Genomic DNA, 12,406 nt, shown 5'->3' on the forward strand with positions numbered 1-12,406 from the left:
ATCATAATCGTATTCAGGATAAACCCTAACTCTGTGCCGAGTTATTGAAACGGATAATCTCCACACAATTATAATTAGAAATCTAAAATATTTGTACTCCAATATATTCTGCTGCTGTCAAATCAGAGTATACTTAGTACAGGATTTCAGAAAAGCAACTCTATTTCTCGTACCTATTATTCATTAGTTTACCACCAGCAGCTAATATACCTACATAATAAGGAAGTACCATTAAATCAAAAAAAAGATATGGATCAGGAGGACATCTATGAACTTAAGGGAAAACGTTATGGCTATTTACAACAGAAAACAGCCGGATTATTACGGGGATCTGATGGCCGCGCTTGAATTCGTCATAGACCCGGTATTCGAACGAGATGGAATGATCCCGCAGGATGGGAAAGAACACAAAGATTCGTGGGGTACTGTCAAAATGTTTCTGCCCGGCTCTCCGGGAGCGCATCCGCATCTAACACCGGAAAATATCGTCATTAAGGACATTGAAAAATGGGAAGAACAGCTCGTCGTACCGACAATCGATGATCTTGACTGGTCTAAAGCAAGGGCTCAGGCGGCTTCGATCAAAAGAGATGAAAAACTGGCAGCTATCTTTTCTCCGGGAGGCCTTTTTGAACGCAGCCATTTTCTGATGGGTTTCGAGAATGCGTTAATGAGTTATATGGAATATCCGGATGAAATGAAAGCATTGCTCAGAAAAATTGCCGATTACAAAATAGCTTTTATCAGGAAAGTTGCTGAGGAATGTCACCCTGATATCATCTTCTACCATGATGACTGGGGTTCCAAACAAAATCTGTTATTACCCCCAAGAGTATGGCGGGATATCATCAAACCGCTGCAGAAAGAGATTGCAGATACGATCCATGACTGCGGCATGATCTACATGCACCATGCGGACTGCATATGTCAGCCCATTGTCCAAGACATGGTTGAGATCGGTGTGGATGTCTGGCAAGGCGTTATCGCTCAAAACGATATCGTCGAAATTCAGCGTATTACTCAGGGGAAGATGGCGTTGGTCGGCGGCATCGACGGACCGAAGATTGATATCGAGAACATCACGGAAGAAGCCATTCGGGCGGAAGTCAGACGGGCGATTGATACCTACTGTCCGGCCGGACGTTTCTATCCTTCTATCCCCAACGGCGTATGTTTCAGAGAATGGAACAACCAAATTGTCATGGATGAACTTGCTTCCTACGGCAAAAAGTACGCCCAGGAACATCCCATCGCCAATTCGTGATTTTTTTCTCAAGAGATTGAAAAAGCCCCAATCAATGCGTGTACACTAATAAAACTATACGATAAAGCCTCCAGTAAAGGCATAATATGAAACAGCCGGGACTCCTTAAAAAAAGAGCTCTGGCTGTTTGTATTTCACTCTGGCAAGAAGACTTCCTGCTACGATTACTCAGGAAACGATTCATTTTTTACCTTTTAACAGATTGCGATCGAAAATGACAAAAAACTGACCAAACCGTAAGGACTGACTGGAACATCTTGTCCTGTGACTGACATATGATGGTATTGAAAAAATTGGAAGGCAGGAGAATCAATGACACCACCTTTTATCACCTACTCAACCTTTCACCGGCTCGGTTTGAATGTCAGAAACCTGAACGCATTACTGTTAAATACGACAGATGATTTCGAGCTTCACATCATCGATAGCAATTCCCAGGACGGCACCTGGGATTTTATCAAGAGCTTAAGCGACAGCCGGATAAAATCGATAACACGGCTGCCGATGAATTACGGTCCAATCTATGCGCTGAACTACAATCTAGCCCGCAGAAAACCCGACCAGTATTTTATTGTTCTTGAAAGTGATGTCTATCATTATGTCCCGGATTGGATCAGTCGTTTTATGAAGGTGTTTGATATGTTCCCCGATGTTGGGCTTCTGGGATTAGCCCGATCACACCCGTACCCGGTTTATTATCCCGAAGTATCCCTGCAAGAAAAAAATGGCGTTCAATATCTGCAGTTAATGCACACCGAGGTTGGCAATGTTATGGATTTCGTTCCCGGACAATGCCAATTCTTAAGACCGGAGCTCATCGACCTAATCGGTTATTGGAGCGAAGAAAACGGCTACGGAGATGCCGAATTGTCGCTTAGAGTGACTAAATACACCCCGTTTAAAGCCGGATACGTTATCGACGTCCCTATCGATATGATTCAGAGTGTTCCCTGTGAATCCTGTGAAGGACGCCCATGGTGTCAGCTTGACAAGGTTAATACGACCTGTTTCAACATTTGGAAGAGCAAGCATCGAAATGAATCCTTTGTGTTAACAAACGGTACCCGAAAATATCTGGAATGTTTCGACGAACTAAGGCAGGGCAAGAGAACAGTCTATTGTGCATCGATTCATGATCCTGATTCCTACAAAAATCACCTCTACCATATGGATTGGGCCCTGGAGAATTTCGATTACTATGCCAACAATTCCAATTAGATAGAAATAACAAGAAAAATGCCTAAAAAACTAGCCCGTTCTGCTGAGAATATCCGATCTCATGTCGTCGGCAATTTTGATCGAAGCGATATTGATGTCAGTGAGCTCGGGGACCGAATTATTTTTTATGGGTTAAGGAACAAAAGCTTCTTTCCAACTTTTTATTCTGGAATAGACCTGATCGTATCTCCGAACCTTCCTTTTGTCCTGATACCAGGCAAAAACTACGATGGGTTCCCGACAGGTTGTTGTATTGACGCGGCTTTGCACAATGTCGGCAAGCGGACAGAAGAAATTTAGACAAATCTTTAATTTTCAAAAACAAATGAAAGAAAGGGGCTCTGTCATCGGGCAAGCCCTTTCCTTGAAATAATTTCTCTTGGAAAAATAACCAAATGAATGAGATAAACCCTGGGCAATCGACGGTTATCTTTTTAAAAACCCTCGTTCTTCATGTGTATATAGGGATGCTTATTTCATTTTAATAGAGTTGAATGAAGGAAAAACTGTGTTATTGTCGAAATAATGCAAAATTTCAACTTGTGAGTAATGTGGGGGACGAAAATGGAATTGAAGTATTATAAGATCATTGTTGAATCTTCTCCGAATATGATTTGGAAATCAGGCATCGACGGTAATTGTAATTATTTCAATAATACCTGGCTGGAATTCACAGGAAGGACAATTGAACAGGAGTTAGGTGATGGCTGGGCAGAGGGTGTTCATAAAGACGATTTAAAGAATTGTTTGAAAGTTTATCTCGATTCATTCCATAATAGACAGCCATTTGAAATGGAGTACCGTCTACTGCGCGCTGATGGAGAGTATCGATGGATTAATGACAGAGGAGTCCCTTTTTTTGAAGAAGGTGAATTTAGCGGCTATATCGGAAGCTGTATCGATGTCAACGAAAAAGTTGAAGGGAGACATTTAAAATTCAAAGCCCAAAGGGATGGTTTAACAGAAATCACCAATCGGGAATACTTTGAAAAAATGTTCCTGCAGGAATTCAAGAAAGCCAAAAAAATGAAATCCCCTCTTTCTATCATTATGATCGACATTGATAATTTTAAATCAGTGAATGATACATATGGACACCTTGCCGGGGATAAAGTACTTATTGCTCTTGCAAAGACAATACAAAAAGAGATACGAAATATTGACTTGTTTGGACGATACGGGGGGGAAGAATTCATCATCGCTTTACCCGAGATTGAAGGCTCGTCGGCTAAGTCAATTGCCGAACGTCTTCGGAAAAAAATCGAAAAAACGAAAATATCCTATAAAAAACAAGCTCTCCGAGTCACTGCCAGTTTTGGAGCCGCCCAATTATCCGACGAGAAAAATCCAAAAGAACTTTTGGACAAATCGGACCAAGCCATGTATTTATCTAAGGGAAACGGTAAAAATCGTGTCACACTTTTTGAATGACAAGTACCATGTCAACCCTAAATCCTATATATCCTGACGTCAGATTTCTTTTAATACTGCGTTGTCATCATTCGCCATACGCTCGGTATGCCTCAATCCTTCGCCTTGTCTTAAAAGAAATCTGCTCATCATTATATTACAGTTTTTAGGTTGACAAGGTACTGGATTATATCAGCTTCTCCGGAACAAAACGTGCTGCTGCCTTCCGCATCAGTATAAAGTCAATCATAAAGACGACAGCACCGAATCCGCCAAGAATAGCCTCATTCAGCACGAACAATCCCGTCATCTGCCCTACCAAAAGTAAAATGACCGGGATAATAATAAACGCGCTAGTTTGCTGTGCTTCTTGAAAGGTCTTCGCTTTCGCTGAAACGAGAACCATAAAATAGATGGATAGAATCGTCACGGCAGGAGAGACCCATAAGATCAGGATCAACCATTTGATGCTGGGAAAAACGATTTTCCCAAAGTACATCCATCCCCCGATATTCATAACGATGCCAAAGACAACGGCAGAAAGCAACGTAATCACAATAGCCGGTACCGCGGTAGCAACAACCTTGGCGTTAAAGAGCTCGCGGATACTGATCGGGGTATAAAAGAGAGATTCCATGGTTTTATGTTCTTTCTCCCCGACAAAACTGCTGGCCCCGATGATACTGCCGGACATGATCGGTATCAGGAGAAAAAACACAGGGAACATGTAGTTCAAAGCAATTTCAAAGAGGAGTTGGGCGTTAGTCAGGTCTGCGAACTGGTCGCCTAAAGCGTTGATCATATAATCCATACCATTAATCGCCGAGACCCCATATCGTGCCCCGATAACGAGGATTAATGGTAATATCACCATCATGACTACCGGCACAATCAGCATCGGCATGAGTATTTGTTTATCTCCTGTGACCTCCCGAATATCTTTATAGATCATGGCACGCTGCATGGCGTTCATAAAATCACACCCCTCTGAAAACTAAAATATAAATCTTCAAGATTCCAGCGCACTTGCTTCGCTTCATAGACCTTACCGCCACGCGCAAGAATATCGGCAAGGACCTGAGTGACCTCCGAATCGCCCATGATCGGAATTCGCAGCCTGCCTTCCGGTGTTATTACCGACGCGGCGATCTCCGGGAGTTTTTCGCCTCTTATTTCCAAGTAGATCTTACTATCCTTTTGTTTTAATAGTTGCTCAAAAGTACCTAAGCCGATGATCTTACCCTCGTGGATAAATCCATAATAGGTGCAGATTTCCTCGGCATATTTCAGCTGATGGGTACAGACGAAGACGGTGACGCCTTGGTGCATGGATAGTTTACGGATCATTTGAGTCACGTTCATTGCGGCTTCTGGATCTAATCCCGACGTCGGTTCATCCAGAAATAAAACCTTCGGGCTGTGCAGCAGCGCCCGAGCCAGGGACAAACGTCGTTTCATACCCGTGCTGTACGCTTTCAGCTTCTTGTCCTTAGCGTCAATGATTTCGAATGATTCCAGCAGTTCAAATCCCCGCTTTTGGATAGCCTTATCATTCATCCCATGCAGCCTGCCAAAGAACGAGAGATTTTCCATACCCGTCAGGTTTTCGTACATCAAGGCTGTCTCAGTCATTACCCCGCAAAGTTGATGGATACCCGCCCGATCTTTTATTATGTCCTTACCCATTACCGTGGCCCGACCGCCCGATGGTTCAAGAATCCCATTAAGCAACCTTACCGTGGTCGTTTTTCCCGATCCGTTGGGACCCAGGAAGCCGAACACTTCGCCCTGAGCGATGGTAAAGCTGGTTTCATTCAAGGCATACGTACGGCCGTCATAGGATTTTTTCAGTTTATTGATTTCAATAGCGTTCATTTTCTTCACTTCCCGTTTATCGTTTCCATATTTCAAGAGGCACCACCATTATCATGCACGCCATTCAATAATTCAATGATAATTTCCAATCTAACACGTATGATAATTCCCAACTGACTTTATTCATATAAAAGACGCCTGGATATTTAGGCGCCCCCATAAACGAATAAATGAATACAGCTTGATTATTTAGCCTGCGATAACCCGATTCTTGCCATATTCTTTGGCCAAATAAAGCAACTGATCGACCCGGCTGATGAGTTTCCGCTTTTCATCCCCTTCGCCAAATTCGGTGACGCCAAAGCTTGCTGTGACCTTTCCTGTAACTTTATCATGTTCAATTTCTTCAATAAGTTCTCTGAGCCGATTGGCAATATCCTTGGCAATTCTTAGCGTTGTCTTCGGAAGAATGACGATAAATTCCTCTCCGCCCCATCGGGCGACAATGTCCTCTTGTCTGACTGCTGCTTTCACGGTATCAACCATTTTTACAATGACATCATCTCCCACCATATGGCCGTAGGTATCATTGATGCGTTTGAAATCATCGATATCAAATAAAATAAGAGAAAACGGAACGTGGCCGGCGCACATTTCATTAAGTATACTATCACACGCTGCTCGATTGGATGCTTTGGTCAAGGTATCTGTTTTAACCAGTATTTCCAGCTGTAATTGCTGTAAGTAATTCAACCGTCTTTGTTTTCCGTTTTGATAGATTAACGCACTGATCACAACGATGTGTATGACTAAATAGATTATGAGATTGACTGCAGAACCAATAATAACATTGGGAATAGTCCACGGTATCAGCGCGATAAAAATGATAAATAACAAACACGCCGTAATAACATTAAAGATCCACCGGTTAGGTATCATAAACAGACATAATGTAACAATCAACAGATTAAACGCCTCGGACATGATACTAACTGGAGCAAGCTTAACGGCAACGTACTCGTGTAACAGGTAGACGACCAGCGTAAAAACGAGGATGAGAGGAACGGTCTTCGTCTTATCTTTTGGGTTCGTAAGCAGGACATAAACAATGATCCCAAGGACTAACACGATAATTCGATGAACCAATGAATACTTGATGATTACGGCTGTATCAATATCCAGAATAAAGAAGTAGTCCGAGATAAAAAACAGGAGATGCAGGATGCAGAAAATCAGGATAATGTTCCTGCTTACCCTTATCCCTTTAAAAACTTGATCATCATGATATTCCTTTTCCAGTTTTTTGTCTTTAAATTCACCTAAGCGATTAATGGACTTTTCCATGACAACCCATCCTATCGATTTTCAAGTCTTTCTATCTATGTTATCGTCAATTTTCTAAAAAATCTTTCGGTTGATCAAAATAAATACGAATTCCATTTTCCTCCACTGAGGTCTTGATTGTAACACCATAATATCTTATTGTAGATACAGAAGTAATCATTAATTATTAATAAATTATTGCAGACAATAGTTAGTTACAGACCATAAGGATATTTATTATTGACAAAACGGCTTTATCCCCTATGATTAACTTATTTGGATGCTGTATTTGGATGCCGAAATTATTTCGATGAGGATGGTCAGCTTATGAAAAAAGGCGTAATCCGTTTGATCCTATGTATTTTGATAATAATTACATTGGTCTTAATATCCGCCTGGTACACCCACCGCCAAGAAAACAATAATGCCGTCTCTGCGGAAAAATCCGCAGAAAAGATAGCTCTGGTACGCTTGGAGGATGTCGGCCCCGGCGAACATTACAAACTTCAAGAGAACATAGATAAACTGATGGTCCTGGCTGATTATCTGCAACAGGAAGGCATCCCCTTTTCTGTCTCATTGATTCCACGCATGGTGGAACCGGATAGAAACTATGATGTTTCGATTGGCGACGACACGCCCTATACCCAGCAATTCCTGGCTGCAATGAAAGGCCTGGAACAGAGAGGCGGTATTATCGGAGTCCACGGTTATACACACCAAAGCGGAAGCAGCCGTAGTGTTGCCGGATATGAATTTTACAGTAAAGCGAAAAATCCGGATGTACCAAACACTTTTACCTACGCCGAAGAACGTGCGGACAAAGCCATTGCCTTATTTAATCAAGTCGGGATCAAACCGGCCTATTGGGAAACGCCGCATTACAGCGCATCTGCTCACCAACTGGTCGCTTTTCAAAAAAAATTCGGTATAATTTATGAAAATAATTACTATTATCCGGAAGCGTGGAAAAGATACGCTGTCCTGAATGAGAATGATCAGTATTACTGCGGTTTGGACGTTGTGCCTGCTCCCATCGGTCATTTAAACTCACCGGATCGCCTTTCAGCCATGCTGGCTGTCCTGGATGATCCGGAAAAGTCCGGAACACTGGCATCTTTCTATGTCCATCCGACTTACGAGTTTCAGTTTATTAAAAAGGTAGAGCTTGAAAACGGTAAAACACAATACGTCTATGATGAAAACTCTCTCTTGCACCAGTGTGTGCGCGAATTTAAAAGCAGAGGGTATCAGTTTGTGTCTCTGTATTCCCTGGTCGGGTTCGTGCCGGCTCAACGGGAAGAGAAGATTCTGTTTAATCCGGGTGATGAATTATATGCGGGTCAATTTGTCAAGGGTACTCCGGGGAATTCTCTGCTTGTGTGGAATAAGAAAGCAGATCAGTGGCACATGTATCAGTACACCGCACCTTGGTTTGTGCCAAGGGATTTAAAAGCCTTTGCGGATAGGGGAGTCTGGCTAAAAGATTTAGCACTGCCCAAAGGCACAATTCCTTTAACCGGGTATTTTATTAATAACGCCAGGCAGGACCTCATGCTATTCAACCCGGTTTCGAGGAAAGTCATTCTGGCTGAAAACGACGGCGATAAATTCATTCCCCAGGATATGCCGATGACTGCGTTCAATAACTTGAAAAAGGCCCAACCTTTGGCTGGCGACCTGAATGGCGACGGCCTGACTGACCTTTTCCTTTATGACAGAGACAATAGCCGAATTGGAACAGCAATCAATACAGGCGGTACCTTCACCGATTTTTCATGGCAGCCCTTTAGTTTGCTTAAAAAAGAAAATCTTCAGCTGACAGTCGGAGATTATAATGGTGACGGGCGATGTGACATAGTCATCTTGGATCCGGATAAAAATCTAGGATATTTGCTATCCGGGAATACATCAAACAACTTCACTCTTGGAGATCGGATAAATAATCAAATCCAGATTAAAGAAGACGAACGTATCACCACCGCCGACGTCAACGGTGATGGCAAGGACGACTTGCTCATTATCAACCCGAATGGCCTTTGGCAATATGCCATCTCCAACGGCAGTGAATTTGACTCCGTAAGATCTTACGGCCCATGGGGGCAAGGGAAAGATGAAGCTGCTCTCGCCGCCGATATTAATGGTGATAACAAGGCCGATCTGGTTATGATCGATCATGCGGCCGGCCGTTACAACATGAATACCGCCATATCCGTTTTGGATACGAACTTATAATTCTTAGACTTAACAAATTTTATAACGTAAAAAATCCCGGTAAATGCTAAATCATTCTGCATATACCGGGATTAATTCTTCTTTATACGACCATATCCTTAAGTGTGATGGTTGGACACTGGTACCGTCCCCATTGCGTCGTTTTATCCTCAAATTGGATAGCCTGATTTGGACACCAATGCATACAGGCCAGACAAAATTCACAATGATGCTGCCAAGAAGGCGTGTTATCTGCTATCCGGATATTCCCGGCAGCGCAGACCTTTTCACACGTACCGCAGCTATTGCACTGGTCATTAAGCCAGAATTTCTTATCGATTTCATAGGGAACGAACTCCGGCCGCTGCCAGCTATCTTGTGTGTCCGTGTCGTCCAGAGTTGGGCTGAAAGTTGCTTCATTAACAATCTTGGCGATGCCCGCCATCATCTTTTCCTGGATACCGATCATCGTATTCTGCTCAGCTTCTGGGGCCGGTGGATAGAAGACATTGAAGTTATCAGGCATTTGAATCTCAAACGTATCCGCCAGGATCAGATTTTTTTCTGCAAGGAGTTGTTTCAATTGGGTGAGCGAACACCCAGAAGATTCACCGAAATTTGAAATGGCAAAAACATAGGTAGTCTGATGGGGTACAACGTTTATTTGTCGGACAAAATTCTCAACCAAAAGCGGCACGCCTTCGGCAAAAACCGGAAAGACGATGCCGATTTTCTCTGAATGGACAGGAATTTCTTGTGCAACTAATTTGCCGGTGATACGTACAACCTCGGAATCTTTCAGCAAACAGCAAAGATCCTTAGCGATTTTTAAAGAGTTTCCCGTCCCGGAAAAATAATAAATCGTCGTGCTCATAAAACCCTCCCAGTTTATTTTTTCACATGGTATTTAATCATCTAACTAATCAGCATATTAAATTATATCGAATCACATCATCTTAGGCAAAATAATTCTGATAAAATGTGGGAAACTAAAACATAATTAATTAAATTTAACCATCAGAGGTGAACTTACGATGGATGAACTGCGTATAACCAAATTGAAAAAGTTATATGAATTGGAGAATTTGCTTATCCATTATTACAAATCGCAATTGTCCGAAAGCGAGGATACGGTGTTTAACAGCGCGTTGACGAAATTTATTAAGACCGATACGGTACACGCAGACTACTTTCATGAGCTATTTCGTGAACAGGACATAGAAATTCCGGTAATCACAGCGGCGATAGCCGATATTACCGGAAATCTTGTCGGGGAAGCAGTCGAATTGACGGGGATCGGAAATGTTTGCCGTATCGGCGTCTCTCTGGAAAATCAAATTGCCGAATTATACGCCGACCTGATTGAAGAAAATCCCTCCTCGAAAATCTTGGATATACTGCTCAGTTACAAGATTGATAAGGAATTTCATGCGTTATGGCTGCAGCGTTATGGGCAGTTTCTCAAACAACAGAAGACGTGTACCACCAATCTTATTCAAAATGCTATCGATGGTCATCCCACGGTGAATATGAATGTACGCTTGATCTAACTAAAATAGCGGATCACACGTTTCAGGGCTATCGCAAACCAATACGTATATTCTTCCGGTTTTTTCCTCACCTGATCAGCCAATTGGTCTAGTCGGATCCATTGATAATCGGAAACTTCATCCGGATTGGGGACCGGATCTCGGTTATATTCGCCAATAAAAACATGGTCGATTTCATTTTCGGTCATCTCTTTATCCAGAGCAACCGTGTATTGAAAAACAAAGATTTCTTTTAATGGACAGGTAAAGCCCATTTCCTCCATCAAGCGCCGTGTTGCCGCCGACATCAGATCCTCGCCCGGACGCGGATGGCTGCAACAGGTATTCGTCCACAAATCTTCGGAATGGTATTTGGTTGCTGCGCGTTTATGTATCAGCAATTCATGCTTATCATTAAAAACGAAGATGGAAAAAGCACGATGACGCAAACCTTGACGATGCGCTTCCATTTTCTCCATTATCCCGACTTCCCGATCCTGTTCATCCACGAGGATTACCGTCTCTTGCATTGAATTCTCCTTCTGTTGTCGATGTGATCTCCGCCCTCTGTAATGTTTCTATATTATCATGTTCATTCTGTTAATTTCCACTCTAATTATTTGTAATTTGAAAAGGCATCGCGTGTATCTCCTCATATTATTTGTTTTCTTTGCCGCAAAAACAGTGTAGAATAGAAACACGAGTGTCGCAAGATATTTGTTTAAAAAACTATCAAACACACGTTCCCATTTGGTCTCTTTTATGTTAATATATGGAATATAGATTAACATAATGTTTATCTGGGTGGAGGAAAAAATGGATAACGAGAGGTTTCAAGAACGCGTATTAGAGCAACTTGGTTCTCTTGGAAATAAAATGGATCGAATGGAAACACGCCAAGAGAGTCTGGAAGTCAGACAGGACCGATTTGAAGACGTCTTGATGGATCTTCGTACCGGACAGCAGGAACTTCGTACTGATGTAAAGGAACTTCAGACCAACGTCCGGGAACTTCAGACTGACGTACAGGAACTTAAGACCGACGTCCGGGAACTTCAGACTGACGTACAGGAACTTAAGACCGATGTCCGGGAACTTCAGACTGATGTACAGGAACTTAAGACCGACGTCCGGGAACTTCAGACTGATGTACAGGAACTTAAGACCGACGTCCGGGAACTTCAGACTGATGTCCAGGAACTTAAGACCGACGTCCGGGAACTTCAGACTGACGTACAGGAACTTAAGACCGACGTCCGGGAACTTCAGACCGATGTCCAGGAACTTCGTACCGGACAGCAGGAACTCCGTACCGGACAGCAGGAACTCCGTACTGATGTTCAGGTACTTCAAACCAACGTCCGGGAACTTCAGACCGACGTACGAGACCTTAAATATGGCCAGAAACAAATATGGAACTGCATCGAAACGATTGCTATTAACCAGGAAAACATGCAGCAGGACATAACTACGATGAAAACTGACCTCCGGAGTGTCATTCAAAGTCAAGCCCGTGTGGAACATATCCTGACCGGAAAGGTTAAATCTTTATACGATTTTCGGGAATGCCAGATTGAGACAAATGAGAAAGTCGCCGCCAGACTTGACCGGCTGGAAGCAAAATGCTGAAGTA

Annotated in this window: 12 protein-coding genes; 7 read left to right on the forward strand and 5 right to left on the reverse strand. The window is 42.8% G+C overall.

Annotation, left to right across the window (positions count from 1 at the left end; translation table 11 throughout):
- Nucleotides 1–268 precede the first annotated feature (268 nt).
- From LPY66_RS17635 to LPY66_RS17650, 4 genes are all read left to right on the forward strand, one after another.
- The gene (locus LPY66_RS17635; RefSeq protein WP_337985554.1) at nt 269–1,264 is read left to right on the forward strand and encodes a uroporphyrinogen decarboxylase family protein; all 996 of its coding nucleotides are present in this window, start codon (nt 269–271) and stop codon (nt 1,262–1,264) included.
- A 312-nt stretch (nt 1,265–1,576) separates the two neighbouring features.
- Nucleotides 1,577–2,482, forward strand: coding sequence for a glycosyltransferase (locus LPY66_RS17640; RefSeq protein WP_337985555.1), 906 nt, complete (start codon nt 1,577–1,579; stop codon nt 2,480–2,482).
- A gap of 18 nt (nt 2,483–2,500) precedes the next feature.
- A complete protein-coding gene (locus LPY66_RS17645) occupies nt 2,501–2,782 on the forward strand; it encodes a hypothetical protein (RefSeq protein ID WP_337985556.1) in 282 nt (93 codons plus the stop codon).
- 264 nt (nt 2,783–3,046) lie between these two features.
- Entirely contained in the window at nt 3,047–3,913 is an 867-nt protein-coding gene (locus LPY66_RS17650) for a sensor domain-containing diguanylate cyclase (RefSeq protein WP_337985557.1), read from the forward strand.
- Between the two features lie 166 nt (nt 3,914–4,079).
- Here LPY66_RS17650 and LPY66_RS17655 read toward each other — a convergent pair whose 3' ends face one another.
- From LPY66_RS17655 to LPY66_RS17665, 3 genes are all read right to left on the reverse strand, one after another.
- A complete protein-coding gene (locus LPY66_RS17655; protein WP_337985558.1) occupies nt 4,080–4,865 on the reverse strand; it encodes an ABC transporter permease subunit in 786 nt (261 codons plus the stop codon).
- The gene (locus LPY66_RS17660; protein WP_337988133.1) at nt 4,862–5,767 is read right to left on the reverse strand and encodes an ABC transporter ATP-binding protein; all 906 of its coding nucleotides are present in this window, start codon (nt 5,765–5,767) and stop codon (nt 4,862–4,864) included. The genes LPY66_RS17655 and LPY66_RS17660 overlap by 4 nt, the downstream gene beginning before the upstream one ends.
- Nucleotides 5,768–5,956: 189 nt before the next feature.
- A complete protein-coding gene (locus LPY66_RS17665) occupies nt 5,957–7,051 on the reverse strand; it encodes a GGDEF domain-containing protein (protein ID WP_337985559.1) in 1,095 nt (364 codons plus the stop codon).
- A 306-nt stretch (nt 7,052–7,357) separates the two neighbouring features.
- Here LPY66_RS17665 and LPY66_RS17670 point away from each other — a divergent pair, with 306 nt between their 5' ends.
- Nucleotides 7,358–9,265 carry a DUF2334 domain-containing protein gene (locus LPY66_RS17670; RefSeq protein WP_337985560.1) on the forward strand — a complete coding sequence of 636 codons (1,908 nt, stop codon included), beginning with the start codon at nt 7,358–7,360 and terminating at the stop codon, nt 9,263–9,265.
- Nucleotides 9,266–9,347: 82 nt separating this feature from the next.
- On the opposite strand, the gene LPY66_RS17675 is transcribed toward LPY66_RS17670, so the two are convergent.
- Nucleotides 9,348–10,118, reverse strand: a complete 771-nt coding sequence (locus tag LPY66_RS17675; protein ID WP_337985561.1) for an EFR1 family ferrodoxin — start codon at nt 10,116–10,118, stop codon at nt 9,348–9,350.
- 160 nt (nt 10,119–10,278) lie between these two features.
- Here LPY66_RS17675 and LPY66_RS17680 point away from each other — a divergent pair, with 160 nt between their 5' ends.
- Complete coding sequence (locus LPY66_RS17680; protein ID WP_337985562.1) at nt 10,279–10,794, forward strand: hypothetical protein; 516 nt, start codon at nt 10,279–10,281, stop codon at nt 10,792–10,794.
- On the opposite strand, the gene idi is transcribed toward LPY66_RS17680, so the two are convergent.
- Nucleotides 10,791–11,303: an isopentenyl-diphosphate Delta-isomerase gene (gene idi, locus LPY66_RS17685; protein ID WP_337985563.1), complete on the reverse strand. Its 513-nt coding sequence runs from the start codon at nt 11,301–11,303 to the stop codon at nt 10,791–10,793. The two genes, LPY66_RS17680 and idi, sit on opposite strands and share 4 nt — an antisense overlap.
- Nucleotides 11,304–11,589: 286 nt before the next feature.
- Here idi and LPY66_RS17690 point away from each other — a divergent pair, with 286 nt between their 5' ends.
- Nucleotides 11,590–12,402, forward strand: coding sequence for a hypothetical protein (locus LPY66_RS17690; protein ID WP_337985564.1), 813 nt, complete (start codon nt 11,590–11,592; stop codon nt 12,400–12,402).
- The last annotated feature ends 4 nt before the right edge of the window (nt 12,403–12,406 follow it).

Source organism: Dehalobacter sp. DCM (assembly GCF_024972775.1).
Classification (GTDB): Bacteria; Bacillota; Desulfitobacteriia; order Desulfitobacteriales; family Syntrophobotulaceae; genus Dehalobacter.